This window comes from Streptomyces sp. NPDC003635 (assembly GCF_053587635.1).
Map to the genome: position 1 here is coordinate 119,022 of NZ_JBSFOK010000008.1, position 22,913 is coordinate 141,934.

A 22,913-nucleotide genomic window follows, 5' to 3' on the forward strand; every position below is an offset into this window, starting at 1 on the left:
TGGCCACGGACGCGCGAGAGGGGCAGGTAGACAGCGTCGGGCTCGGCGAGTAGCGTCGCCTGCGCAGGGCTCACGGGTCCTCCAACTCCCCTGGCGACAGCAGGAAGAGCCCATGTCTGACACTGCGGATGCGGTACCACGTCGACGTCCATGGCGCGCGCCGGGGAGGCCGAGCCTCGGATGACCATGCTCCCGGTCACGCCCGGCGTGCTGTTGATCCTCATGGTGTCGGTGGCCGTGGGCGGTGTGGTGTATCACCACACGAAGAAGAGCAGCACCGCCGTCCCCGCCGTGGGAGACCTGTCCGCCGCGATCTGCAGCGGCGTGGCCGTGGCGGCGCTGCTCGTGTCGATGGGCTGGGCGGCGGTCCCGCCGAGCACCGCCGGACCGGTCGACGGCGATCCGGCACCTACCTGTCTCAGTGCCAGTTGCTGATCCGCACGTCGTGCGGTGCGGGCTCGCCCTTGCCGGTTTCGACGAGCTTCTTGAGGCTCATGAGGAAGGTCGCCCACTTCGTGGAGCAGTGGTGCATGAACTCGACCGGCTCCTTCCAGCCTTCGTGGCTGAACAGGACGATCGTGAACTCGCCCTCCTGTTTCAGCTCGAACCGGACCCGGGTGCCGATCCACTCCTCGGGGCCGTCGACGACCTCCCAGACCACGCGCTCGCCCGGCTCGGCCTCCAGCACCTTCATGTCGAACCCGCCGGGCTCGAAGCGGAATTGGATCACTCCGCCGATCCCGCTGTCGCCGTCGGTGTCCTGCGTCCACCAGCCCGCCAGTCCCTCGACGGTCGTCAAGGCGGCGTAGACATCGCCGGGGGGCGACACGACTCCGATCCTGTGCAGGATGTCCACCATCTCGCTGTCTCCTTCTCCAGCGCCGCTCGTGGCGACGCTCTCGGTACGAGGTCAGTCCTCCTGGCCTCGCTGGATCGCCTCGGCGATCCGCTTGATGCGCTGCAGCCGGGCGTCCCAGGTCGCCCCGACCGCCGACAACTGGGCGACGGCGCGGGCCAGTTGGGACTCGTCCACCTCGTAGCGGCGCTCACGTCCGGACGGCGTGGGGTGCACCAGGCCGACGCGCTGGAGCACGCCGAGGTGTTTGGCGACCGCCTGCCGGGACACCGGGAGCTGCCCGCTCAACGTGGTCGCCGTGCCACCGCCGTCGCTCAGCAGCAGGTCGAGCATCCGTCGCCGGGTGGGATCCCCCACCGCCGACCAGAGTTCGTCGTCGACGGTGACGCTCACGGCGTCGACACCAGCCGGGCCACGTACCCGACGAGCCGCGGCAGGAAGTGGTCCCAGCCGGTGACGTGCTCGCGGTACTGCTCTTCGAGTACGGCCGCCTCCCAGCCCTTCTCCCTGAACCCGCTCTCGGTGAAGCGCAGCAGGGTGCCCGCGCCGGCCGGAACCAGGTCGAAGGTCACGAGCAGTGAGTTGCCCGGCGCGGCGGCCTGGTCCTCGTCGTACACCCACCGGAAGGAGAACCGGCGCGGCGGGTCGGCCTCGATCACCGTGAGCGGTACGACCGTCGCCTCCGCGGTGCCCTTGTCACCGAAGGTGATCGTCCCGGTCGCTCCCGGGGCCGGTGCGAGGTCCGCCTCGTCCGGCCACCATTCCCGCAGGTGCTCGGGCTTGCTGACGACCTCGTAGACCACCTCGGGGGTGGCGTCGATGTGGATCTCCCGCTCGATGCTGCCGTACTCCATGCCGTTCTCCAGCCACTCGCAACCATCGGTTGCGCACAACGGTAGACCGGTCCGCGTCGATACGCAACCAATGGTTGCTCGATCGCGGACCGGGGAACCGTTCAGCGGCGGGGACCGGTCACTGGGGTGGGGTCTCGTCGAGACGGCGGACGTCCTCCTCGTCCCACTTCCGCGTGTCCCGGGGCTGCGTGTACGGCTCCGCCTCCGGCGGGTGCCCTCCGGCGATGGCACGCTGGCGCACGGTCTCGGCGTCGAATTCCAGGCCGAGCAGGATGGCCAGGTTGCTGATCCACAGCCACACGAGGAACACGATGACGCCGGCCATCGTGCCGTAGGTCTTGTTGTACGACGCGAAGTTCGCGACGTAGAACGCGAAGCCGGCCGAGGCGACCAGCCAGATCACCAGGGCGAGGACGCTCCCCGGGGTGATCCACCGGAATCCCTTGACCTTGGCGTTCGGGGTCGCCCAGTAGAGGATCGCGATCATCAGGGTGACCAGCACCACCAGCACGGGCCACTTCGCGATCGACCACACCGTCAGCGCCGTGTCCCCGATACCGAGGGCCTGCCCGGCCTGCCGGGCCAGGGCGCCGGTGAAGACCACGATCAGGGCGCTCGCCACCGCCAGCACCATGAGCACCACCGTGACCGCCACGCGCACCGGGAGGATCTTCCACACCGGGCGGCCCTCCGGCATGTCGTAGACCGCGTTCGCGCTGCGGATGAAGGCGGCCACGTATCCGGAGGCCGACCAGACCGCGAGCGCGATGCCGAGCAGGGCCATCACCGATCCGGTTCCGGCGTTGTTCTGCAGCTGCTCCACGGCCCGGGTGATGATGTCCCGCGCGGAGCCGGGGGTCAGCTCCCGCAGGTTCTCCAGCACCTTGTCGGTCGCCGACTCGCCGGCGACGCCCAGCAGGGACACCAGAACCAGCAGGGCGGGGAACAGGGCCAGCACCCCGTAGTAGGTCAACGCCGCCGCCCGGTCGGTGAGTTCGTCGTCCTGGAACTCCTTCAGGCTGCCCTTGAGCACCGCACCCCAGGCGCGCTTGGGCAGCTTCGAGGGCGACTCCGGCGCCGCCTCCTCGACCTGCGGCTCAGGCCCCGCCTCCTCAGGTGACGGGATCCGCTCACCAGATTCCTTGCCAGCGTGGGTGTGTTGCTTACGACCCGGGAGATGCAGCTTCGCCATACGACCCCGGGTAACCGCATGTGGCCGGTTCAATGCAGAGCGGTCACGAGGACTGGGCCGCCTCAGGCCGCCCAGCTCCGCGCGCGCCCCTTCTCCTCCGCCTTCTTCAGGGACTCGCTGACCCGGTAGGTGGTCTTCCCCGGGTCGGACACGGGCGTGCCCAGCGTGATGCGGCCGGTGGAGCGCAGGTCCTCGCACACCTCCGTCGGCAGGGCCACGAAGCAGCCGCCCGCACCCCCGGTATGGTCGGCCGGCCGCCAGTAGCCGTACCGCGGTCGCCCACCCGTGAGAGCGGTGAGGAAGACCGGGGTGCGGGGGTCGGCGACAATGCGCAGCACTTCGGCCGCCGGTGCGGTCAGCCGGGTCACGGGCCGTCTCGGGCGGTATGCGCGAGCGGGGTGCGTCTCGGCGGCTGCCACTGGTGCGGGCGACGGGGGCAGGTGCTGGGTGAGCGGCATCGGCATGGCCTTCCGGACGGAGGAATGGACACCGCGTACCCCGTTCGGGCGGGTGTTGATCTTACCGAGCCGCATTCTGGACCACGCCACTGACATCGGGACCGCACGACGGGTCGGGCGGGAGTACCCGGGCCCAGACCCCTGGCCCACCGAGCCGCGCTCGATGCCGAAAATGGGAGGCATGCGGGCCGGATGACGGGGCACACACGTTCTTGCATACGTGGTGAACAGCGACCACCTGGAGGCTTGCCGTGCTGATGGCCCACCCCGCCGTGCTGAAGAACCTGCTCGAGCAGTACGAGACGCTGCGCATCCTCCACGCCGAGGACGGCAGCCCGCAGGCACGTCAGCGGATGACCGACCTCGCCTACACGCTCTGTGTGACGACAGGCACCCGGGACATCGACGCGGCGCTCATAGCCGCACGCCACCAACTCCCCGGCGCCCGCCCCGAGGACGACTCCGTCCTCACGGCACCCGCCGCGAGCCACTGACACCGCACCGACGTCGCGAGGGCCCCCTCTGTGGGGGCCCTCTCGCGGCATGAACGGCGCTTCGTCGGGCCGTCAGAAGTCATTGCGGCGCCGCAGCATGAAGGTCCTGCCGTCCGGGTCGACGAGAAGCCGGTGCAGAGGCTTGCTGAGCGTCATCGCCGTACGGGAGAGGCTCGGCGAGCGGTAGGCGCGCAGGCGGCCCGGCGGTCGGGGGCCCCGGCGACCGTCGGCGTGCCAGGCGTCCAGGGCGGCGGCGCTCTTCGCGAAGGCGTCGAAGGCGCGTGCGGGGTCGCAGAGCTCGTCGGGGCCGGTCAGGTCCTGCCGTCCGTCCGCGTCCTCGATGTCCAGGTGCTCGCGCGACAACTGCAGGCGCAGGTTCCTGGCGAAACGGCGGGCGCCGTCCCCGAGGCCGCCGGGGTCCCGGGGCTCTCGCGGATCCTCGGACTCGTCCAGGACGGCGCAGGCGATCTCGGAGTCGTGGGTCCACGAGCGCAGGTTGATGTTGTCCGATCCGACCGAGGCCCATACGTCGTCGATCACGCACACCTTGGCGTGGACGTACACCGGCGTGCCGACGTGGTTTTCCAGCGCGTACACCCCGACGCGTTCGCCTCCGGCCTGCCGCAGCCGGTCCAGGGCGGCGACGCGGCCGACCACGTTCATCGGCAGGGTGAGGCGGCCGTCCTGCTCGGGAAACGCGGGGACGACCGCGATCAGACGCAGGTCGGGATGGGCGCTCAGGGCCTCGGCGAAACACTGGACCACGCGCGGGGACCACAGGTACTGGTCCTCCAGGTAGATCAGGGCCCGCGCCCGGCGCAGCGCCTTGCGGTAACCGAGGGCGATGCTGCGCTCGCCGTCCGGGGCGAAGGCGTAGCCGCGCAGCAGCCGGTTCGGGTAGGTGCGCAGGACCTGGACGGCGGCTGTGCCGCGGGGGTCGGGGTCCGGTGCCTGGGGTGGCAGCGGGTCGGCACGGGTGTCCTCACCGTGGACGAGTTCGCGCAGCCGGACGAGCGGGCTGCGGGTCAGCGGCGCGGGATCCTCCCAGCGTTCGCGGAAGCAGGCCTCGATGTCACCGACGGCGGGCCCGCGGATCGCGAGCTGGAGGTCGTGCCAGGGCGGACGCGGTCCGTACGCGGCGGCGATCCGCAGGGGCTGGGGGTCGCCGAGGTGGGTCGCGTCGTCGTTCCGGTTGTGGCAGAGGTCGATGCCGCCCAGGAACGCGAGGTCCAGCTCGGGACGGCCGGGATGGCGCAGGACGACGAACTTCTGGTGGTGCGAGCCGCCCGGGCGTACCCGCATGTCGAGCAGGAACTCGCCGCCACCCGCTTCGATCGCGTCGCCCAGGTGGCGGTTCTCGGCCTCGCTGAATTGGAATCGGTCCAGGTGAGAGCGCCAGACCAGGCCTTTGACGATCACCCCGCGCTCGGCCGCCTCGCGCAGCACGGCACCGATCTCGCTTCCCGGGCCGTCGAGGCGTTCGTCTGGGTCACCCCGCCAGTCGGTGAAGAAGAGCAGGTCACCGGCGCGCTGCGCTCGGATGGCGCGGAGCAGCTCCGCGAAGTAGGTCGCGCCGTGCACCAGGGGTCGCACGGCGTTCCCGCGCGACCACGCCACACCCTCCGGCCGCCGACGGTCCAGACGGGTGGCATCGTTGCCGCGCTCCTCGGCGGTCAGCATCCATGCGTCGAGTTCCACAGCCCAGATCTCCTCCATCCACCGCCCGAGTACCCCGGTTCTCGGGTGGTAAGGGCCGCCGGACATCGCGCCCAGGTCATCGGGCGTGCGCCGCGCATTCCGCCGTAGCGGACGTTCAGCGCGGCGCGGCGACGGGCGACTCAGGGGCCGCGTCGGCCGCGGCCGTCGACCGGCGTCCCGAACCACACCGCACCCGTACCTCAACAACCCAGCCCTCGCCACTCGTTGACAAGCCGTCATCCCGGCGCAACGCTGAGAGCGCTCTCAAAGGCAGGTACGGACCAACCCCCACTCCCCCTCCCCCGGAGGTCCGAACATGCTCCACAGACTCAAGCACCCCCTCACCGCCCTCGCCGCGGCCGTCGCCCTCCTCGGCGCGCTCCTCACATGGGCGACACCCTCCCCCGCGCAGGCCGCCGTGCCCGCCACCATCCCGCTGCAGATCAAGAACAGCACCGGCCGCGGCGAACCGGTGTACGTCTACAACCTCGGCACCTCTCTCACGACCGGCCGGCAGGGCTGGGCCGACGCGGGCGGCACCTTCCACGCCTGGCCCGCCGGCGGCAACCCGCCCACCCCCGCACCGGACGCGTCCATCGCCGGACCCGGCCCGGGACAGACCATCACGATCCGCATCCCCAAGTTCTCCGGCCGCATCTACTTCTCCTACGGCCAGAAACTCGACTTCCGCCTGACCACCGGCGGCCTGGTCCAGCCCGCCGTGCAGAACCCCAGCGACCCCAACCGCAACATCCTCTTCAACTGGTCCGAGTACACCCTCAACGACAGCGGCCTGTGGCTCAACAGCACCCAGGTCGACATGTTCTCCGTGCCGTACGCGGTCGGCGTCCAGCGCGGTGACGGCACGACGGTGACCACCGGACGCCTCAAGGCCGGTGGCTACAACGCGGTCTACGCCGGTCTGCGCGCGCAGTCCGGCGGCTGGGGCAACCTGATCCAGAGCCGGCCCGACGGCACCGTACTGAGGGCCCTGTCCCCCGGCCACGGGCTGGAGACCGGCGCGCTCCCGGCGACGGTCCTGAACGACTACGTCAACCGCGTCTGGCAGAAGTACGCCACCACGACGCTCACGGTCACCCCGTTCGCCGACCAGCCCGGCACCAGGTACTACGGCCGCGTCTCCGGCAACGTCATGAACTTCACCAACGCTTCCGGCGCGATCGTCACCACCTTCCAGAAGCCCGACGCGGACAGCATCCTCCGCTGCCACAAGCTCCTCGACGCGCCCAATGACGCCGTGCGCGGCCCCATTTCGCGCACCCTGTGCGCGGGCTTCAACCGCTCCACCCTGCTGACGAACCCCAACCAGCCGGACGCCTCGTCCGCGAACTTCTACCAGGACGCGGTGACCAATCACTACGCGCGGGTCATCCACGCGCAGATGGCCGACGGCAAGGCGTACGCCTTCGCCTTCGACGACGTGGGCCACCATGAGTCCCTCGTCCACGACGGCAACCCGCGGCAGGCCTACCTGACCCTGGATCCGCTCAGCTGACCTCAGCCGGTGTGCAGGACCCGGAAGCGGTCGGGTTCCGCGGGATCGCGGTCCACGACCTGAATGGGCGGTGCGGACCACTGCCAGACACTGATGCCCGGGGTACGGCCGAACCTGATCCGGCCCCGGGTCCCCTCCACCTCGACGCGCGGCCAGGACTGCGCGGTCCGCTGCCGGTCCAGGCCGCCGGAGCGCAGCACGTCGGCGAGTACCGCGATCGCGTCGTAGCCCTCGAAGGCGACGAAGGAGGGCGCGTGCGGCAGCCGCTCGCGCAGGTGCTTCGCGACCCGTTCACCGAGCGGGGTCAGACGCTCGGGCAGGTAGCGCAGGAACGGGACCGCGGCGCCGTCGTCGCCCAGCAGCGCCGCCCACTGGCCGAACTCCGGCTGCCCGGCGGGAGCGCCGATCAACGTCCCGGCGAGGCGCTGGTCGCGGCGGACTTCCGTGACGAGGGGTACGGCGGGTTCCGGGTGGCCGACCAAGAGGAGCAGGGCCGTCGCGCGCTGGGCGGCGAGTTCGTCGCACACGGCCGTCGGCGTCAGCGCGTTCATGTCGAGTTCGACGAGGGTTCCGCCGTGTTCGGCGAGGTGGTCCCGCAGGATGCCGGTACCGGCCGCCCAGTAGACGCTCGGCTGGGTCGCCACGGCGATACGGCGATGGCCCGCGCCGAGGAGGAAGTCCGCGTAGACCCGCCAGCCGCGGGACTGCGGCGGGGACAGGCGCGCGACCCATTCCGTCGGCTGTTCGGTCAGCGCGTCGAGCACCGCCGACGAGCACAGGAAGGGCACGCCGAGGGCGTCGGCCCTGGCGGCGGCGGCCCGGGCGACGACGCTGTGATACTCCCCCACCACGGCGGCCACGCCGAGCCCCGCCAGCTCCTCCACGGCCGCCTCGGCCCGCTGGGGATCGGCGGCCGTGTCCCGGACCACGAGCTCAAGCGGCCGCCCGGCGATCCCCCCGCCCTCGTTGACCTCGCGGGCTGCCAACTCCAGCCCGGCGACCAAGTGCCGGCCCGCCTCGACCCAGCCGGGCCGGGTCAGTGGCGCCAAGGCTCCGATCCGGACCGCCGGCCCGTCGGTGCGTCCCGCTCCCGGTCGCGACAGTGGCGTGTCCATGCGTCTCCCCTATGCCGAAGCGGTCGCGGTCCGCCCGTCGCACCGCGGCGGGCACACCTGGGTGATCATGGCGGACATTGCATCCGCCGCAGCGCCGGCAGGCAAGCGATTATGCGGGCGCGGGGCCGCACTCCCCCGGCTCGACGCCGGGCATCCCCGCCGGCGCCGACGGGAGGGTCAGACCAGTTCGGGCTGCGGTTCCGGACGCCGCGGCAGTGTGGGCCGGGGATCCCACTGGGCGGTGGTGCGGACGTAGCCGTAGACGACCGAGGCCATCGCCAGCAGGAGCAGGGGTCCGGCCACCCATGCGTACCGGGCCATCTCCATCGGCAGGAAGCGGTACGAGAGCAGCATCGCGGCGAAGACCGTGGTGCCGTACGCGGTCAGCCGGACCCCGGAGCGATCCCAGCCTCGGTCGTACGCGCGCAGGGCCGCCTCGATGGTGACGGTGAAGACGACGCCCGCGACGAGGTCGGCGCCGTAGTGGTAGCCGAATCCCAGCGTCGCGGCGAGCGTGGCGATCAGCCAGAAGGTGCCGGCGTAGCGCAGCAGTCGCGGGCCCTTGCGGGAGTGGATGAAGATCGCGGTGGCCCAGGCCGTGTGGAGGCTGGGCATGCAGTTGCGCGGGGTGATCTCGTCGAAGGGGATGGGGTGCGGGACGGTGAGCGGTGGCGGGGTGTGGGGCCACAGCTCGGCCACGGCCCACGGCGCGCTGGGCGGCATGTCCGGCGCCCACAGGCTGACGTCCGCCCAGTGCTCGGCTCCGGTGCCGTACGCGAAGATCGGTCCGACCACCGGGAAGATCATGTAGATGGCGGGCCCGAGGAGGCCTATGACCAGGAAGGTGCGCACCAGGTGGTGGGTCGGGAAGCGGCGCTCGAGGGCCACGTGGCGCAGCTGGTAGAGAGCGACGACGACCGCGGCGACCGGGAGCTGGCCGTAGACGAAATCGAGGACGTTGAAGCCGATCGGTCCGCTGGCGTCGACGACCTTGCCGACGAGCCAGGACGGGTTGCCGAGCGCGTGGTCGGCGGCCGCCACGTAGGGGTCGAGCACGTCGGGCAGGGTCTTGGAAGTGATCAGCAGCCAGGTGTCGCCGGTCTTGCGGCCGGCTATCAGCAGCAGGGCGAGGCCGACGCCCTTCAGCAGCAGGACGCGTTCGCGACCGGTGCGGCGGGTGAGGGCGATGACGGCGACGCCGAGGGTGACCCACAGGGCGCCGTTGCCGAAGGGATGCCCTTCGGTCACCTTGACGTCGGCCGCCCACCGAACCAACCAGAAGGCCGCGTCGATTCCGATGGCGGTGCCCAGGGCGATCAGGCGTTGCCGCCAGGTGAGCACCACCATCATCAACGCCATACCGGCGTACAGCAGTCCGCCCGACTTGGGCGGGAAAATCACCTCTCGCACCTGATTGGTGATCGGTCCCGGTGTGCCGTAGTGACGGGCGGCGAATTCCAGCGCGAACAGGAATCCCAGGGTCACGACGGCCGCTACGGCCCCTATCGCCATCCGTCGCGTTATTTGTCTCAATTTGCGCCACTTCACTAGACGTTGACCGCAATTCAGGGCAGGCTTAACTCGCCCGACATGAAAAGACGATTAGATTACCGTCAGGGTTGCCTTGCGGTGCACGCGGGTGTGCGGTGACGGGCCTCAGTTCTCCTTCCAGACCAGCACCGTCAGGACCGCGCTGGTCACGGTGACCGGCACATCGGACTGATTGAGCAGCCGCAGACGCATGCTCCGGCCGCTCCCGAGTCGCTTCGTGAGCGGCACGACCGCGAAGGTGTCGCCACCGGTCGCGACGATCTCGTGGACGGGATGGTCGGTGCGCGGCTCCGTGCCCTCGTACTCGGACATGCGGGCCTGGACGACAGAGCCGACGGGAAGGCCGTCCAGGCGCAGGCTCACCGATCCGGTGAAGCGCGCCGGGCCGCGGGCGAAGACGCTGCCGCCGGTGGCGTGGTCGCCGGTCTCGTCGGTCCACTCGGCGGTGAGCTCGACCGAGTCCCAGATACCGGGCACCAGCTCGTAGGGCTCCGCGATGCCGAGGTTGACGTACTGGGGCATGGGATCGTCGTCTCCTTCCCACACGCCGGCCGGGAGATCCAGGCATGCGGCGAGATCGTGGCGGAAGTCCTTCATGTCGAAGCCGCGGGGGTCGGGCTTCCAGTCCGACCACTCCAGGTGGCCGATGGCGCTCCTCGCGCCCCAGCCGTGCGCACGGCAGATCCCGGCGGTGGCCTTGACCATGGCGACGTACTGAACGCGCGGCCACGGATCCCGCCCGTCGCCCTCGTTCTCGCACTCCCATCCGTAGAAGCGGGCGTTGCCGTCCACCGAGCCGGGGCTGCCGTCGTGCTCGTGCGTGGGCGGCGGGCGGTCACCGTAGGACTCGTTCACCACGGCGGCCAGCACATCGGGGTCTCCGCCGCCGGCGTGGTTGGCGCGCCCGTTGCCGGTGAGGTGGATCGTGCCGTCCTTGGTGATGCAACCGGTGGCCAGCGGGCCGGGCAGGGCGCTGTGGCCGTGATAGATCAGGCTGACCACATCGGTCCCGGGACCGGTGACGGTGTGGTGGACCATCACTCCGTTCACCGGACCCCACGGGCCCTTGTGGTTACGGTTGTTGGTGCGCCAGCCGCTGACCTCGCGGACGGCGCATCCCTCGCCACGCAGTACGGCGACCAGCCGGTCGGCGGTGAGCGGTTCGGCCACGGTCGGTCCTCCGATCTGTTCATCGCGAAAGACCTCTTGCCCCCACCAGGCCTGCCGTACGCCACACCGATCACCCTGGCAGGATCGGGTGGGCCGGTCCGGGCCACCGGTCCGGCGCAGACGAGGAGCGAGCATGCAGCAGGAGAACCCCTCCACACCCGACCCGTTCGCCAAGCCCGACTACCTCACCGAGAAGCAGTGGACAGGCCTGCTGCTGTCCGTCCTCACCGGCGCCGCGGAGGGCGCGGAACGGGCGGAACTGAAGGGCGGGTGGGGCAACGACTTGGGGCTGGCGGCCGTACGAGGACTGCGGGCGCGACTGGACGAGCTGGTGAGCGAGGAAGGGACGCCTTCCGAGCCGTCCTCCTAGGGCCGCGTCAGGCAACGTTTGCCCGTCAAGGAGCGGCGTCCGGTGCGTGCTCTCGACGTGCCGGGTGCAAGCCCTCGTACTGGATGTACTTGCGCTTGTGCCCGGTGCGGCGAGAGTGCGTGCCGGGCGTCGCGACGGGGCGAACGTTGCCTGACGCGGCACTAGCACTCGGGGGAGGTCACCAAACGCGCACAGCGGCCCAGGCCGACCACGCCGGTTCACTGAGCAGCGGGCGGAAGCGGGTGAACAGGGCGAGAAGTTCCGCTCCCCACTTCTCCCGGAGGTCGGGAGCGACGCGGACGAGGTCGAGTTCGTTGGCGGCGGACAGCTCGGCGAAGTCCCGGCACTGCTGCGGCTCGGGCGTCCAACTGCGGCCGGTGAACCGGTCGTGGAAGACCGCGCCGCCCTCCGTGAGTGCGGGATAGGTGGCCCCGCGGTCACAGGAGGCGTAGAGATGCACGATGGCCTCGGCCTCGGCACCGATCGCCGCCGTGAGTTCGGTGCGGCGCTCCAGGGGCAGTAACGCGGTGGGAAAACCGTCCGTTCCGTAGCACGCGTGGCACAGACCGGCGAGCTGGAGGGCCGGGCGTGCGCCCCATGCGGCGAGTTGCTCTCGGACGCGCTGGAGGTGCGCGAGGAGAGTCCCGCCCGGGTGCGTGATCCCGGCGGCCCCGAGATCGCGCAGGAGTGCGAGGGCCGGACCGGAAACACTGTCGGAAGCAGTCACGGGCGGGATCCTTCCGTCGCTCGGGTCGGCACCTTTCCGCGATCATCGCGAGTGGGAGCGATCCCGGTCAATGCCGGAACTCCCGGCAGGAGCACGGACGTTGACGGTACGGCGTCGTCCCGCACGCGTCGGCCGCCCGAGGACGACTCCGGCCAGGACCAGGGCCAGACCGCCCAGTTGCCGGCCACTGAGCACCTCCCCGGCGACCACGGTGCCGAGCAGCACCCCCGTGACCGGGTTCAGCAGTCCGAGCAGACCCACGGTCGCGGCGGGCAGATGCCGCAACCCCGTGAACCAGGCGGCGAAGGCCAGCGCGGTGGCGACGAGGGAGACATAGCCGAACGCGAGCAGCGCCGACGCGGAGAGCTCGGGCGGCGCCCCCTCCACGGCCGCCGCGCACGGCAGCAGGAACAGGGTTCCGGCGGTGAGCTGCCAGGCCGTCGAGGCGAGGACGTCGGCATCCGCGCTCCACCGCTTGGACAGGATGTGGCCGAAAGACGACACGAGGACGGCGGCCGCCGAGGCGAGCACTCCCGGCACCCTGGCCCCTCCCGCCCCGGCGAGCAGCATCAGACACACCCCGGCGAGTCCGATCACGGCTCCGGCCAGGTGCCGGACCTGCGGACGCTCGGAGACCAGGGGCCAGGCCATGAGCATCATCGTCAGCGGGGCCACCGCCATGACGGTCGAGGCGACGCTCGTCGGCAGCAGCTGGGAAGCGGCGTAGACGAGGACGAAGAACACGCTCACGTTGAGCAGCCCCAGCACCGCGGACCGCCACCACCAGGCGCCGCGCGGCCACTGCCGGCACAGAGCCAGCAGCACCAGGCCCGCGGGCAGCGCGCGCAGCGCCGCCCCGTACAGGGGGCGGTCGGCGGGGAGGTACTCGTGCGTGACGAAGTAGTTGGCACCCCATGCGACCGGCGCGACCGCGGTCACCGCCGCCCAGCGCACATTAGCTTCCATGGAAGCAAATATAGCTTCCTTGGAAGCTATGCTGGTTGCCATGGACACCCCCCACCCACTGGACCGCGTGGCCCGCATTCAGGACGAGTGGCGCCGCGAGCGGCCTGACCTCGACGTCTCCCCGCAGGGAGTGATCGGCCGACTCCACCGACTGGCCGACCGTCTCGGTGAGGAACTCCGCCGCGTGTACAGCCACTACGGCCTCAGCGAGGGCGAGTTCGACGTGCTGTGCGCCCTGCGCCGCGCCGGTGAGCCCTACGAGCGGGCACCGGGTGAACTCGCCGCGCACACCATGGTCACCACGGGCGCGATGACCAAGCGGATCGACCGCCTGGAGCGCGCCGGACTCGTCACCCGTCGCCGCTCCGACGACGACCAGCGCGCCCGTATCGTCGCCCTCACCCGCGCCGGACGGGAACTGATCGACCAGGCCTTCACCGACCACATGCGCAACGAGCGCCTCCTGCTCGACCGGCTGACGCCGGCGGAGGCCGAGACGCTCGAAGCACTGCTCACGACATGGCTCCACCGCATGGACCCGCCGCAGCCCTGACGCTCACCTGAGGGGCACGCGCACCATGAACACGTCGACCGCGTCCTCGGACTCGACGGTGAAGCCGTGCCGCTCGTACAGCCGCCGCGCCGGGCTGCCCTGGATCACGTTCAGCCGGACGAGGTTCCCGCCCAGGTCACAGCGCTCCAGCAGCTCGCGCAGCACACCCGTGCCAATCCCCCCCCCCTGCAACCGCGGGTCCAGATAGAAGTGCTCCAGCCAGTACGCGTCGTCCGCCGGCCGCAGCGCCACGCAGCCGGCGAACACGCCATCGACCTCGATCACCCAGGTATGGGCCGGGTCGAACCCCTCCCGCAGCCGCTGCCGCACCCGCTGATCGTCGTAGCGCCCAAGGCGTTCGAGATCGGTCCGCAGCACCACCGCACGCAGTTCCGCCACCGCCTCCACGTCCGCCGTCGACGCCTGGCGTATGTCCCAGTCGGCCATGGTCGCCTCGCTGCGCCGGTTCACCGGGATCCGTCGGACCGGGAGACGAATACGGAGAGCGGCAGGGCGTCCAGCGGGCGGCCGAGGCGCGGCAGATGGTCCATGCGGCTCAGTCTCGTCGAGAGCGCCGCCCGACGCCTCCAGCGCCACGCCGTCACACGTCCCTCACGAACACCACACCCTCGATGTCCGCCAAGTGGGCGGGTGCCAGCGGGGCGTAGCCGAACCAGGAGGAAGCCCGAGGCTCGGTCGGCCGGTTGGTGATGATGGAGGCCAACTGCGGGGCACTGAGGATGTATTGGCCCTCCGGGATCTCGTAGAGCAGCCCTTCGAGGGTGTCCGGCGGCGGGGTGTCGACCCCCTGGTGCCGGATGGTGCCGAGCGCTGTCGCCAAGAAGGCGTACTCCTCGCCGAGTCGGGCGCTCACCAGCGCCCCGGCGCTCCACCACTGCACCACCCCCTCCCACATCCGCATGCTGCTCCGCGCGCGTTGGAGATGGGAGTTGTGGGCGTGGACGAGCGTCGGGCCGCGCTCGGCGAGGGCGAGGAGGTTGTGCGCCATCAACTGGTCACGCACGCTCAGCAGCCGGGTCATCCGGGCCGGTGAGGTGTCGGCCATACCGTGGTGGTAGCGCAACAGACCGACGGCGGTACGACCGTGCAGACGCGCCCGGTCCCAGGCCTCGCGCGTGTCCTCAGCGAGCAGGTGCGGTGTGCGCTGGTCGAGCAGTGCCGTCAATTCGTCGGCGATCAGCCGCAGTTGACGCGCCTCGGCTGACTGCCCCACCGATTGGGCCGGGTCCGTCATCGCGGCCGGGTCGGTCCAGCGGTCGTCGGTGCCGAGCAGGCGGTCGAGCATGTCCGCGGTGCAGGGCAGCAGGTCCGCCTCGACGTGGCCCGCGAGGTAGGTGTGGAGTGCGGTGAGCGCCTGGCGAGGGCTCTCGGCCGCGGTGATCTCCAGGGGGCCGTCGAAACCGGCGAAGCGCAGCCGGTCCGCGCCGGGCCGGCCCTCGCTGTCGGCGCGGACGTTGTAGGCGCGCATCCAGCGCACGAGTTCGCGGTTGCCGGGGAAGGCGCCCCACTCGTGGCTGAAGCCGTGCGTCATGGCCTCGCCGAGGGTGCCGGTGCCCGAGGTGACGTAGTCGTCCACGACCTGGCCTCGCAGGCAGTCGCTCTCGATGGCGATCGTCCAGTACCCCTCCTCCTCGACGAGTTGCCGGAAGAGGTCGTTGCGCAGTTCGAGCAGTGTCTCCCGGCCGTGGGCGGGCTCGCCCAGGGCGAGCAAACGGGGACGCGCGGCGAGCAGCGCTCGCACGGAGCCGGCGTCGACGGGATGGGCCTTGTCCTTGATGTCAGTCGCCATGCCTTCAACGCTATCGTTGAACCTTCGGTGGAAACTTTTCCGCGATATCGTCGGTTGGATGGGGCGAAACCTTCAAACCCGCGAGCGGCTGAGGCCGGTTGATCTGGCGCGCGAGCACGGCCTGTCCACCCAGGCGGTCCGGAACTACGAGGAATCCGGCATCCTTCCGGCCGCCGCTCGCACGGCCCACGGCTACCGCACGTACACCAGGCTGCACGCGGCGGCCCTTCGCACGTTCCTCGCCCTGCTCCCCGGCCACGGCCATCAGACGGCGACAGCGATCATGCGGGCGGTGAACGAGGGCGCGACCGAGGAGGCGTTCCGCCTCATCGACGAGAGCCACGCCCAGCTCCTCGACGACCGACGGACCCTCAGCGCGGTGGAGAACGCCCTGCGCGACCTGGAGCCGGTTGCGGACGGGGGATCCGAACCCGGCGGCACTTTCATCGGCCCGCTGGCCGCCAAACTCGGCATCCGCCCCGCGACCCTGCGCAAATGGGAGACCGCCGACCTTGTGCACCCCCGCCGCGACCCTCAGACCGGCTACAGGGTCTACGACGAGGCCGCCGTACGGGACGCCCGACTGGCCCACCAGCTCCGGCGAGGCGGCTACCCGCTGGAGCGGATCGCCCCGCTCATCGCCCAGGTCCGAGCGGCCGGCGGCCTCGACCCCCTCCAGGCCGCCCTGCGCGACTGGCACGGACGGCTGCACACCCGAGGCCGAGCGATGCTGACCGGCGCCGCCGAGCTGGAGGCGTATCTTCGCGTACGCGGATGAGACACCGGACGCAAGGCGAGGCCAGGGACGCCCCCCGCCCCCTCCGATCCTTCGGCCTCCCGCCATCCCGTTCACCGATATGAGCAGCAGCGCCCGGCGTGGCGCTACCCCTCCGCGAGACCCGTGAACGGAATGGGGCAACCGTCCGTCGAGGCGCAGACCGTCAGGTCGTCGCAACCCGCGTCGACGGCCGCGACCAGTGCCGTCCGGATGGTGGTCAGGTCGGCGATCTTCGCGTCGACCTCGGCGAGCTTGGCCGCGGCACGGTCCTGCAACCCCGCCACGGCACGACCATGGCGGTGGCGGCCGGCCTCCAGCAGCTCGGCGACCTCGTCCAGCGTGAACCCGAGCCGCTGGGCGGCCTTGATGACCCGCAGCACCGTCACCGCTTCGTCGCCGTACAGCCGGTGACCGCCGTTGCTGCGCTCCGGCTCGGCCAGCAATCCGCGCCGCTCGTAGTAGCGCAGCGTCTGCACGTTCACCCCCGCCGCCTCGGCGACCTGCCCGCTGCGCAGCCCCTCGCTCACTGCGCCTCACCGCCCGCGCCCGCCCGTACGGCGATGGCCTCCAGGACCCTCTCGTGCGCCGGATCCACGGAGACGTCCAGCCAGATCCGGTCCGCGCCCGCGTCGACCTCGAAGGCGAAGAACGAGCAGCAGCCGACCTCACGCTCCACCAGATCACGCACCGCGTCCTGAACCCCCGCCCCACCGGCCAGCTCGAAGCGCAGCCGCAGCGACCCGTGCCGGGAGAGCGACATGAGCCGCTCGGCGAACAGCGCGTCCCACTCCGCGACCCGCAGCGGCCGCTCCTCGGTCGGCAGCGTGCAGGACGCCGGCACCCACGCCCGATCCGTCATCGCCCTCACTCCCGTCCTCCCGCCCCGGCAACCCGGGACACCTTCGACGGTAAACCTGTACCTGGGTACCGGTTGCAAGGCTGGGCGCCGCCCGCCGTGGCTCGCGCGCTCCTGTCCTGGCACGCCCGCCCGAACCCGCCTCGCCGCGGCGGCCCCTGCATACGCGGCCGGGCCGGCGGACTGCGCGCCCGCAGCAGGCGAGGCCCTGCTCCCGGACCTGACCGCCCTGTTCACCAGGCCGGCCACCCCACTCCCGCCCGGAACCGCCCCGCTCACACCCGCCGCCGCGCCCTGGCGGGCCGGGCACGCGAGCCGGTTCCCTCGCCGCAGCGGACTTGAAACCCGCGTGTGAACCGCCCAGACCGTCGCCTGCCCGGGCGGCGGGCGCGCGACCGGACCATGGACGAACTACCAGGATCAGAGCCGCAGCACGTACCTGCGCCGCCAAGGCGACGCCTGGACGCCTGACCCACGCCGCGCCCGGCACCCGCGATGATCACGGGTACCGGGCGCGCCTGCCGACTGCTCAGCCCTGCCGGGCCTTGAAGCGCGGCTCCTTCTTGTTGATCACGAACGTCACGCCTCTCCGGCGCACCACCTGGGCGCCGGGCCTGGCCTTAAGCGAGCGCAACGACTTGCGTACCTTCATCACGGTCTCCTCTCGACGCGTCGCGACGACGCGGCACGGGGTGGGCGGTCAGCCGCGCGCGGCCGAGCGGCCGTAGCGCCGCTCGAAGCGCTCCACGCGTCCCGCGGTGTCCACCACGCGTGAGGTGCCGGTGTAGAACGGGTGGCTCGCCGAGGAGATCTCGACGTCGACCAGCGGGTAGGTGTTTCCGTCCTCCCACTCGACCGTGTGCCGCGAGTCGAGGGTGGACGTGGTCAGCAGAGTGAATCCGGAGGCGCGGTCGCGGAAGACGACCGGGCGGGAGACGGGATGGATGCCGCGCTGCATGGGGTGTCCTTTCGTGTCGGCCTCCACCGCCGGACGGCGGGAGGCGGGCGTCAGCGTTCCTCGCGGAAGAGGACGTGAGCGCCGGCGACCGGGTCGTACTTGCGCAGGACCAGCCGGTCGGGGTTGTTGGTACGGCTCTTGCGGGTCACGTAGGTGACACCGGTACCGGCCGTCGACTTCAGCTTCACCACGGGACGGGCGTTGCTGCGTGCCATGGAAGACTCCCTTCCGCCGCCATGCGAGTCGGTTGACTCGAACATGCCAGACAGGAGTCTCAACACAGGGACCCCCTGTCGCATTCCCACCGCCGAAAAACACGAACGGCCCGCCCCTGTTCGGGGCGGGCCGTTCACTGGAGCGCCGGGCAGGCCTTGCACCTGCATCTCCCCGCAGGAAGCGGGGCGTCTTTCCTTGGACCACCAACGCGAAACCGGACACCGGATTCCCGGCGACCAGCTCAAGATCGACTATACAGCACCTCAGGGGCGGGGCAACTCAAGGGCGGTCCGCGGCCGCCGCGGCCGGGGGCCGGGCGCCCGCCCCGATCCGGGCCGTGTGCCGGTGGAACGACATCAGCTTCGTAGCCGCCTGGAGAAGATTCGCGCAGGCCAGGGCCGCCCACAGGCCTGTCAGCCCGGCCGCGTCGGCCACCGGGACCGCCAGGGCCGCGAGGATCCCGAACCACACGGCCGTGGACACCAGGCCGGGCCCTGTCCGCTTGAGCCCGACCAGACCGAAGCCCGCCACCGCCTGCAGGGCGTCACTGACCACCACCGCCAGGACCAGCGGCAGCAGGTGCCTGACCTCCTGCCCGAGCGCGGGGTCCTTCGTGAACAGGTCCACGACCGGGCCGCGCAGGAGCCACAGGCCGGCGCAGAGCACCACCACCGCGCACAGCGCCACCCGGAGCCCCGCCCACACACTGCGCCGGATCCGCTCGATGTCACACTCCTGCGCGTACCCGGCGATCAGCGGAACCGTGGCCTGACCGACCGCCACCGCCACCGTGAACACGACGTTCACCAGGGACTCGGCAACCCCGTGCACGGCCGCGCTGTCGGTGCCCGTCCGGGCCGCGGCGAAGGTCAGGACACCGAGCACCGCGAACTTCATCAGCACGGTCCCCGCGAGCGGGATGCCCACGCGGGCCAGCTTCAGCACCTGGCGCGGATCGGGGCGGCCGGGCCGGAGGGAGCGGCCCGCCAGGACCGTGCGGCGGCGCAGGGCGTACTGGTTGAGGCAAGCGCCGACCAGGCTGGAGGCGAGCATCGCCAGGCCCGCGCCGTTGAGACCATGGCTCGGCAGGGGGCCAGGGCCACCGACCAGCAGGACCGACAGGGTCACCGACACCGCCGTCCCCCACAGCCCCGCCCGCATGACCTGGGCGGACTGTCCGAGGCCGACCAGCACTGACGTCGCCGACGCGCCGACCGCGATCACCACGACGCCGGCCGCCAGCAGCCAGGGCAGGGCACCCAGGTGCGAGAGGACAGCGCTCGGCACTCCGAACACCGCACCGAACAGGGGCACCATCGCCACCGCTACCGCGCCCAGCCCACCCATGGCGAACGCCAGCCACATGCCGCCGCGCACCAACGGCAGCAGTTCCTCGGGATTCTCACGGTGCGGCGCCACGAAGGGCATCACCCCGCGCAGCGCGCCGACGACGGTGACCGTGGCCGGGCCGAAGGCCGCCATCGTCACGGCGAACGCGGCCAGGGACACGGTGGCGTACCGGCCCAGGAGCGCGGTGTCGACGAGGGCGCCGGCCGACGCGGCGAGCATGGTCGCGTACAGCGGGGCGGACGTCTTGGCGATGGTCAGGAATGCGCTGCGTTCGCTCACATGCGCCCATCCTGCCAGGCGAATCACCCGTTGCTACCCGGGAGTCGACCTCCGCGCGTACACCTCGATCTCAATCTTCATGCGCGGGTCGGACAGACCGCACACGAGCATCGTCGCCGCCGGCCGCACCTCACCGAAACGGCGCCGCAGCACCGGCCAGCACGGCTCGAAGTCCGCACGCTCGGGCAGCAGATACCGCACCCGGACCACGTCGGCGAAGGTGCAGCCCGCCTCCGTCAGGGCCGACTCGATGTTGCGCAGGCACTGCTCGGCCTGTTCCACGACGTCGTCGGAGATCGACATGGTGCTGTAGTCGAACCCGGTCGTCCCGGACACGTGCACCCACTCGCCGTCCACCACGGCACGGGCGTAGCCGATCTGCTCCTCGAAGGTCGAGCCGCTGAGGATCGCACGTCGCTCTGTCATGCGCCGAACGCTAGGTGACCAGCATCGATACGTCTAATACGGCCGTCCGCATGAGCTGATATCACTGAAGATATGGAACGGCCCGAACTCCCCCTCCCCCAGCTGCACGCATTCGTCGTCCTGGCCGAGGAACTCCACTTCGGACACGCCGCCGCCCGCCTGGGCATCGCGCAGCCGCCGCTGAGCCAGCAGATCCGTCGGCTGGAGGACAAGGTCGGCCACCCGCTGTTCCGCCGCGGACCGGGGCGCGTCGCCCTCACCCCCGCCGGCCACGAACTGCTGCCCGCCGCCCGGCGGGTCCTGGCCGACCTCGCCGACGGGCTCGCCGCCGCCCGGGCCGTCGGCGCCGGCACCGCCGGCCGGCTGCGTCTCGGCTTCGCCGCATCCCTGGCGCTGACCGTCCTGCCCAGCCTGATCCGCGACTTTCGGCAGCAATTCCCCGATGTACGGCTGGACATCCGCGAGATGACCACCGCTCCCCAGCTCGCCGCCCTGCGCGAGCGGACCATCGACGTCGGCCTGCTGCGCGAACCCTCCGACGCCGAGCCGGAGCTTGCCTTCCGGACGGTGGTCGCCGAGCCCTTCGTCGCCGTGCTGCCGAGCGGCCACCCCCTCGCCGCCCAGCGGACCGTGCGGCTCGCGCAGTTGGCGGACTCACCGTTCGTGCTGCTGCCCCGTGACGCCGGGCCCGGGCTGTACGACCAGCTCATCGGGCTGTGCACGGCACAGGGGTTCACCCCGCGCATCGCCCAGCACGCGGTGGAATGGGCGACCGTCTGCGCCCTCGTGGAGACCGGCCTCGGCGTCTCCGTGGCCCCGGCCGGCATCCGCCGTATCCGCCTCAAGGGCGTCGCGTTCCGCCGGATCGAGCCCGACACCGCCCGCACCCGGGTCGCCGTCGCCTGGCGGACGGACGATCAGAACCCGCTGGTCGCACGACTGCTCGCAGTGGTCAGTCGGCGGCCGTCCAGCCGATAGGGCCCGCCGAACGCCCGCCCCGTCCAGGTGAACCGTCCGAGGATCCGGGATTCGCGAGACCGGCGCGCGGTAATTGCCGATCGTCCCCGCCGCCACCCTGAGCTCGACATCGTCCCCGCCACCCTGAGCTCGACATCGTCCCCGCCGCCACCCCGACCTCGAAGGAGAGCAGTCATGCGCGCACGGATCTCCCTCCTCCCCGTCGCCCTCACCGCGACGGTCCTCGCCGCCGGTGACGCCGCCGCCCACGACAATCCCCCGCTGCACGTCTCCAACAACGCGCCCTTGGTGTCCGTGATCAACACCGTGGAAATCAACGACCCCCTCGAGGACGTCCTGGAGCACACGCTCAACTTCGGGGACGGTTACCGCTGGGACTGACGTCACCGCAGGTGCGTGAGCCGGTTCACTCCCCCTGTGCGCCCCCCGGCTCCGCTTGTCATGGGCCCGGTGGGCGGACTACTGTCACCACGCCTTGGTGAACGGGAAATCCGGTGCAATGCCGGTGCGGCCCTCGCCACTGTGATCGGGAAGTCCGGCTCCAGCCCTCACGGGCAGCCACTGGGTCCTTCGGGACCCGGGAAGGCGGAGTCACGGGCGGTGTCACCCGTCAGCCAGGAGACCGGCCAAGGCGCGTCAACCATCCACGAGGTGCTGGAGAGGGTCTGCTGAGCCATGCACATAGCCGAGGGATTTCTGCCTCCGGCGCACGCGGTCGCCTGGGGCGTCGCGTCCGCGCCGTTCGTCGTCCACGGAGTCCGGTCACTCACGCGTGAAGTCCGCGAGCACCCGGAGAGCACCCTGCTCCTCGGTGCCTCCGGGGCCTTCACCTTCGTTCTGTCCGCACTCAAACTGCCATCGGTGACCGGCAGTTGCTCCCATCCCACCGGCACCGGTCTGGGCGCCATCCTGTTCCGGCCACCGATCATGGCGGTCCTCGGGACCATCACGCTGCTCTTCCAGGCCCTGCTGCTCGCGCACGGCGGCCTGACCACGCTCGGCGCCAACGTCTTCTCCTTGGCGATCGTCGGGCCCTGGGCCGGATACGCCGTCTACAAGCTGCTCAGGCGGTACGACGTACCGCTGATGGCCGCCGTCTTCTGCGGCGCTTTCGTCGCCGACCTGTCGACCTACTGCGTCACCAGTGTCCAGCTGGCGCTGGCGTTCCCCGACCCCAGCAGCGGGTTCCTGGGCGCGCTCGGCAAGTTCGGTTCCATCTTCGCCGTCACGCAGATCCCGCTCGCGGTGAGCGAGGGGCTCCTGACGGTGCTGGTGATGCGGCTGCTGGTGCAGTCCAGCAAGGGAGAACTGACCCGGCTCGGTGTGCTGCTGTCCGGCGGCAAGCGGGTGCGGACCGAGTCGAACGAGGCGGTGGCCCGATGAGCCGTAACACGAAGATCAACCTGTTGCTGCTGCTCGCGGTGGCGGCGCTCGCCGTGATGCCGCTCGTGCTCGGGCTCGGCGACCACAAGGAGGAACCCTTCACGGGCGCCGACGGCGAGGCCGAGACGGCCATCACGGAGATCGAGCCGGACTACGAGCCCTGGTTCTCGCCGCTGTACGAACCGCCGTCCGGGGAAATCGAGTCGGCGCTGTTCTCACTGCAAGCGGCTCTCGGCGCGGGTGTCCTCGCCTACTACTTCGGGCTGCGCCGCGGCCGCAAGCAGGGGGAACAGCGCGCCTTGGAACGGGAGTCCGTCGGTGTCGGCCGTGCCGGGGAGTCCGACGGCGAAGGGGTCTGA

General features: G+C 71.1%; 30 protein-coding genes and 1 riboswitch. Of the genes, 10 read left to right on the top strand and 20 right to left on the bottom strand.

The annotated features are described in order from the left end of the window. Nucleotides 1-180: 180 nt before the first annotated feature. Nucleotides 181-435, top strand: coding sequence for a hypothetical protein (locus ACWDRW_RS10595; protein ID WP_451721964.1), 255 nt, complete (start codon nt 181-183; stop codon nt 433-435). Here ACWDRW_RS10595 and ACWDRW_RS10600 read toward each other — a convergent pair. The 5 genes from ACWDRW_RS10600 to ACWDRW_RS10620 all read right to left on the bottom strand — a co-directional run bounded on the left by ACWDRW_RS10600 (nt 419) and on the right by ACWDRW_RS10620 (nt 3,270). Next, nucleotides 419-859 carry an SRPBCC family protein gene (locus tag ACWDRW_RS10600; protein WP_451721965.1) on the bottom strand — a complete coding sequence of 147 codons (441 nt, stop codon included), beginning with the start codon at nt 857-859 and terminating at the stop codon, nt 419-421. The genes ACWDRW_RS10595 and ACWDRW_RS10600 overlap by 17 nt on opposite strands. A 51-nt stretch (nt 860-910) precedes the next feature. Beyond that, the gene (locus ACWDRW_RS10605; RefSeq protein WP_451721966.1) at nt 911-1,249 is read right to left on the bottom strand and encodes an ArsR/SmtB family transcription factor; all 339 of its coding nucleotides are present in this window, start codon (nt 1,247-1,249) and stop codon (nt 911-913) included. After that, on the bottom strand, nt 1,246-1,710 hold the full coding sequence (locus ACWDRW_RS10610; protein ID WP_451721967.1) for an SRPBCC family protein: 465 nt from the start codon (nt 1,708-1,710) through the stop codon (nt 1,246-1,248). Before ACWDRW_RS10610 ends, ACWDRW_RS10605 begins: the two co-directional genes overlap by 4 nt. 118 nt (nt 1,711-1,828) lie before the next feature. Further along, complete coding sequence (locus tag ACWDRW_RS10615) at nt 1,829-2,902, bottom strand: YihY/virulence factor BrkB family protein (RefSeq protein WP_451721968.1); 1,074 nt, start codon at nt 2,900-2,902, stop codon at nt 1,829-1,831. A 62-nt stretch (nt 2,903-2,964) separates the two neighbouring features. After that, nucleotides 2,965-3,270 carry a hypothetical protein gene (locus tag ACWDRW_RS10620; RefSeq protein ID WP_451721970.1) on the bottom strand — a complete coding sequence of 102 codons (306 nt, stop codon included), beginning with the start codon at nt 3,268-3,270 and terminating at the stop codon, nt 2,965-2,967. Between the two features lie 341 nt (nt 3,271-3,611). On the opposite strand from ACWDRW_RS10620, the gene ACWDRW_RS10625 reads away from it, so the two are divergent. Continuing rightward, the gene (locus ACWDRW_RS10625; protein ID WP_451721972.1) at nt 3,612-3,854 is read left to right on the top strand and encodes a DUF5133 domain-containing protein; all 243 of its coding nucleotides are present in this window, start codon (nt 3,612-3,614) and stop codon (nt 3,852-3,854) included. 72 nt (nt 3,855-3,926) lie between these two features. Here ACWDRW_RS10625 and ACWDRW_RS10630 read toward each other — a convergent pair whose 3' ends face one another. Then, nucleotides 3,927-5,552: a phospholipase D family protein gene (locus ACWDRW_RS10630; RefSeq protein ID WP_451721973.1), complete on the bottom strand. Its 1,626-nt coding sequence runs from the start codon at nt 5,550-5,552 to the stop codon at nt 3,927-3,929. Between the two features lie 316 nt (nt 5,553-5,868). On the opposite strand from ACWDRW_RS10630, the gene ACWDRW_RS10635 reads away from it, so the two are divergent. Next, entirely contained in the window at nt 5,869-7,068 is a 1,200-nt protein-coding gene (locus ACWDRW_RS10635) for a glycoside hydrolase family 64 protein (RefSeq protein ID WP_451721975.1), read from the top strand. 2 nt (nt 7,069-7,070) lie between these two features. Here ACWDRW_RS10635 and ACWDRW_RS10640 read toward each other — a convergent pair whose 3' ends face one another. From ACWDRW_RS10640 to ACWDRW_RS10650, 3 genes are all read right to left on the bottom strand, one after another. After that, nucleotides 7,071-8,183 (bottom strand): ABC transporter substrate-binding protein, encoded by a 1,113-nt coding sequence (locus tag ACWDRW_RS10640; protein WP_451721977.1) that lies wholly within the window; start codon nt 8,181-8,183, stop codon nt 7,071-7,073. A 177-nt stretch (nt 8,184-8,360) separates the two neighbouring features. Beyond that, nucleotides 8,361-9,695, bottom strand: a complete 1,335-nt coding sequence (locus tag ACWDRW_RS10645; RefSeq protein WP_451721978.1) for a phosphatase PAP2 family protein — start codon at nt 9,693-9,695, stop codon at nt 8,361-8,363. Nucleotides 9,696-9,839: 144 nt separating this feature from the next. Further along, nucleotides 9,840-10,904 carry a peptidoglycan recognition protein family protein gene (locus ACWDRW_RS10650; RefSeq protein ID WP_451721979.1) on the bottom strand — a complete coding sequence of 355 codons (1,065 nt, stop codon included), beginning with the start codon at nt 10,902-10,904 and terminating at the stop codon, nt 9,840-9,842. A gap of 133 nt (nt 10,905-11,037) precedes the next feature. Here ACWDRW_RS10650 and ACWDRW_RS10655 point away from each other — a divergent pair, with 133 nt between their 5' ends. Next, the gene (locus ACWDRW_RS10655) at nt 11,038-11,274 is read left to right on the top strand and encodes a hypothetical protein (protein WP_451721981.1); all 237 of its coding nucleotides are present in this window, start codon (nt 11,038-11,040) and stop codon (nt 11,272-11,274) included. A 178-nt stretch (nt 11,275-11,452) separates the two neighbouring features. Here the strand turns inward: ACWDRW_RS10655 and ACWDRW_RS10660 are convergent, their stop codons facing one another. Together ACWDRW_RS10660 and ACWDRW_RS10665 are read right to left on the bottom strand one after the other, a co-directional pair. Beyond that, complete coding sequence (locus tag ACWDRW_RS10660; protein ID WP_451721982.1) at nt 11,453-12,001, bottom strand: DUF6817 domain-containing protein; 549 nt, start codon at nt 11,999-12,001, stop codon at nt 11,453-11,455. A 42-nt stretch (nt 12,002-12,043) separates the two neighbouring features. Then, nucleotides 12,044-12,967, bottom strand: coding sequence for an EamA family transporter (locus ACWDRW_RS10665; RefSeq protein ID WP_451721983.1), 924 nt, complete (start codon nt 12,965-12,967; stop codon nt 12,044-12,046). Between the two features lie 40 nt (nt 12,968-13,007). Between ACWDRW_RS10665 and ACWDRW_RS10670 the strand changes: the two genes are divergently transcribed. Then, a complete protein-coding gene (locus ACWDRW_RS10670) occupies nt 13,008-13,520 on the top strand; it encodes a MarR family winged helix-turn-helix transcriptional regulator (RefSeq protein ID WP_451721985.1) in 513 nt (170 codons plus the stop codon). 3 nt (nt 13,521-13,523) lie between these two features. On the opposite strand, the gene ACWDRW_RS10675 is transcribed toward ACWDRW_RS10670, so the two are convergent. Both ACWDRW_RS10675 and ACWDRW_RS10680 read right to left on the bottom strand, forming a co-directional pair. Further along, a complete protein-coding gene (locus ACWDRW_RS10675) occupies nt 13,524-13,967 on the bottom strand; it encodes a GNAT family N-acetyltransferase (protein ID WP_451722142.1) in 444 nt (147 codons plus the stop codon). A 154-nt stretch (nt 13,968-14,121) separates the two neighbouring features. Beyond that, the gene (locus ACWDRW_RS10680; protein ID WP_451721987.1) at nt 14,122-15,330 is read right to left on the bottom strand and encodes an erythromycin esterase family protein; all 1,209 of its coding nucleotides are present in this window, start codon (nt 15,328-15,330) and stop codon (nt 14,122-14,124) included. Between the two features lie 58 nt (nt 15,331-15,388). On the opposite strand from ACWDRW_RS10680, the gene ACWDRW_RS10685 reads away from it, so the two are divergent. Next, nucleotides 15,389-16,108, top strand: a complete 720-nt coding sequence (locus ACWDRW_RS10685; RefSeq protein WP_451721988.1) for a TioE family transcriptional regulator — start codon at nt 15,389-15,391, stop codon at nt 16,106-16,108. A gap of 104 nt (nt 16,109-16,212) precedes the next feature. Here the strand turns inward: ACWDRW_RS10685 and ACWDRW_RS10690 are convergent, their stop codons facing one another. The 7 genes from ACWDRW_RS10690 to ACWDRW_RS10720 form a co-directional block, all read right to left on the bottom strand. After that, nucleotides 16,213-16,635, bottom strand: coding sequence for a MerR family transcriptional regulator (locus tag ACWDRW_RS10690; protein WP_451721990.1), 423 nt, complete (start codon nt 16,633-16,635; stop codon nt 16,213-16,215). Further along, entirely contained in the window at nt 16,632-16,967 is a 336-nt protein-coding gene (locus tag ACWDRW_RS10695; protein WP_451721991.1) for a hypothetical protein, read from the bottom strand. Before ACWDRW_RS10695 ends, ACWDRW_RS10690 begins: the two co-directional genes overlap by 4 nt. Nucleotides 16,968-17,493: 526 nt before the next feature. Continuing rightward, on the bottom strand, nt 17,494-17,616 hold the full coding sequence (gene ykgO, locus ACWDRW_RS10700) for a type B 50S ribosomal protein L36 (RefSeq protein WP_055619862.1): 123 nt from the start codon (nt 17,614-17,616) through the stop codon (nt 17,494-17,496). 48 nt (nt 17,617-17,664) lie between these two features. Next, nucleotides 17,665-17,922: a type B 50S ribosomal protein L31 gene (locus ACWDRW_RS10705; RefSeq protein ID WP_451721992.1), complete on the bottom strand. Its 258-nt coding sequence runs from the start codon at nt 17,920-17,922 to the stop codon at nt 17,665-17,667. Nucleotides 17,923-17,972: 50 nt separating this feature from the next. Then, nucleotides 17,973-18,137, bottom strand: coding sequence for a 50S ribosomal protein L33 (rpmG, locus tag ACWDRW_RS10710; protein WP_451721994.1), 165 nt, complete (start codon nt 18,135-18,137; stop codon nt 17,973-17,975). Nucleotides 18,138-18,417: 280 nt separating this feature from the next. After that, nucleotides 18,418-19,767 (bottom strand): MATE family efflux transporter, encoded by a 1,350-nt coding sequence (locus ACWDRW_RS10715; RefSeq protein WP_451721995.1) that lies wholly within the window; start codon nt 19,765-19,767, stop codon nt 18,418-18,420. A gap of 33 nt (nt 19,768-19,800) precedes the next feature. Further along, nucleotides 19,801-20,193 (bottom strand): RidA family protein, encoded by a 393-nt coding sequence (locus ACWDRW_RS10720; RefSeq protein WP_451721997.1) that lies wholly within the window; start codon nt 20,191-20,193, stop codon nt 19,801-19,803. Nucleotides 20,194-20,265: 72 nt separating this feature from the next. On the opposite strand from ACWDRW_RS10720, the gene ACWDRW_RS10725 reads away from it, so the two are divergent. The 4 genes from ACWDRW_RS10725 to ACWDRW_RS10740 all read left to right on the top strand — a co-directional run bounded on the left by ACWDRW_RS10725 (nt 20,266) and on the right by ACWDRW_RS10740 (nt 22,913). Next, nucleotides 20,266-21,171 carry a LysR family transcriptional regulator gene (locus ACWDRW_RS10725; protein WP_451721999.1) on the top strand — a complete coding sequence of 302 codons (906 nt, stop codon included), beginning with the start codon at nt 20,266-20,268 and terminating at the stop codon, nt 21,169-21,171. Nucleotides 21,172-21,345: 174 nt separating this feature from the next. Continuing rightward, nucleotides 21,346-21,552: a hypothetical protein gene (locus tag ACWDRW_RS10730; RefSeq protein WP_451722001.1), complete on the top strand. Its 207-nt coding sequence runs from the start codon at nt 21,346-21,348 to the stop codon at nt 21,550-21,552. 78 nt (nt 21,553-21,630) lie between these two features. After that, nucleotides 21,631-21,816: riboswitch (cobalamin riboswitch) on the top strand. 30 nt (nt 21,817-21,846) lie between these two features. Next, nucleotides 21,847-22,554, top strand: coding sequence for an energy-coupling factor ABC transporter permease (locus ACWDRW_RS10735; protein ID WP_451722002.1), 708 nt, complete (start codon nt 21,847-21,849; stop codon nt 22,552-22,554). Next, a complete protein-coding gene (locus ACWDRW_RS10740) occupies nt 22,551-22,913 on the top strand; it encodes an energy-coupling factor ABC transporter substrate-binding protein (RefSeq protein WP_451722004.1) in 363 nt (120 codons plus the stop codon). The genes ACWDRW_RS10735 and ACWDRW_RS10740 overlap by 4 nt, the downstream gene beginning before the upstream one ends.

Coding starts and splice junctions, on each gene's coding strand:
- ACWDRW_RS10595 (WP_451721964.1), top strand. CDS start 181: ATGACCATGCTCCCGGTCACGCCCGGCGTGCTGTTGATCCTCATGGTG.
- ACWDRW_RS10600 (WP_451721965.1), bottom strand. CDS start 859: ATGGTGGACATCCTGCACAGGATCGGAGTCGTGTCGCCCCCCGGCGAT.
- ACWDRW_RS10610 (WP_451721967.1), bottom strand. CDS start 1,710: ATGGAGTACGGCAGCATCGAGCGGGAGATCCACATCGACGCCACCCCC.
- ACWDRW_RS10615 (WP_451721968.1), bottom strand. CDS start 2,902: ATGGCGAAGCTGCATCTCCCGGGTCGTAAGCAACACACCCACGCTGGC.
- ACWDRW_RS10635 (WP_451721975.1), top strand. CDS start 5,869: ATGCTCCACAGACTCAAGCACCCCCTCACCGCCCTCGCCGCGGCCGTC.
- ACWDRW_RS10640 (WP_451721977.1), bottom strand. CDS start 8,183: ATGGACACGCCACTGTCGCGACCGGGAGCGGGACGCACCGACGGGCCG.
- ACWDRW_RS10645 (WP_451721978.1), bottom strand. CDS start 9,695: ATGGCGATAGGGGCCGTAGCGGCCGTCGTGACCCTGGGATTCCTGTTC.
- ACWDRW_RS10655 (WP_451721981.1), top strand. CDS start 11,038: ATGCAGCAGGAGAACCCCTCCACACCCGACCCGTTCGCCAAGCCCGAC.
- ACWDRW_RS10665 (WP_451721983.1), bottom strand. CDS start 12,967: ATGGAAGCTAATGTGCGCTGGGCGGCGGTGACCGCGGTCGCGCCGGTC.
- ACWDRW_RS10670 (WP_451721985.1), top strand. CDS start 13,008: ATGGACACCCCCCACCCACTGGACCGCGTGGCCCGCATTCAGGACGAG.
- ACWDRW_RS10675 (WP_451722142.1), bottom strand. CDS start 13,967: ATGGCCGACTGGGACATACGCCAGGCGTCGACGGCGGACGTGGAGGCG.
- ACWDRW_RS10680 (WP_451721987.1), bottom strand. CDS start 15,330: ATGGCGACTGACATCAAGGACAAGGCCCATCCCGTCGACGCCGGCTCC.
- ACWDRW_RS10685 (WP_451721988.1), top strand. CDS start 15,389: ATGGGGCGAAACCTTCAAACCCGCGAGCGGCTGAGGCCGGTTGATCTG.
- ACWDRW_RS10695 (WP_451721991.1), bottom strand. CDS start 16,967: ATGACGGATCGGGCGTGGGTGCCGGCGTCCTGCACGCTGCCGACCGAG.
- ykgO (WP_055619862.1), bottom strand. CDS start 17,616: ATGAAGGTACGCAAGTCGTTGCGCTCGCTTAAGGCCAGGCCCGGCGCC.
- ACWDRW_RS10705 (WP_451721992.1), bottom strand. CDS start 17,922: ATGCAGCGCGGCATCCATCCCGTCTCCCGCCCGGTCGTCTTCCGCGAC.
- rpmG (WP_451721994.1), bottom strand. CDS start 18,137: ATGGCACGCAGCAACGCCCGTCCCGTGGTGAAGCTGAAGTCGACGGCC.
- ACWDRW_RS10720 (WP_451721997.1), bottom strand. CDS start 20,193: ATGACAGAGCGACGTGCGATCCTCAGCGGCTCGACCTTCGAGGAGCAG.
- ACWDRW_RS10725 (WP_451721999.1), top strand. CDS start 20,266: ATGGAACGGCCCGAACTCCCCCTCCCCCAGCTGCACGCATTCGTCGTC.
- ACWDRW_RS10730 (WP_451722001.1), top strand. CDS start 21,346: ATGCGCGCACGGATCTCCCTCCTCCCCGTCGCCCTCACCGCGACGGTC.
- ACWDRW_RS10735 (WP_451722002.1), top strand. CDS start 21,847: ATGCACATAGCCGAGGGATTTCTGCCTCCGGCGCACGCGGTCGCCTGG.
- ACWDRW_RS10740 (WP_451722004.1), top strand. CDS start 22,551: ATGAGCCGTAACACGAAGATCAACCTGTTGCTGCTGCTCGCGGTGGCG.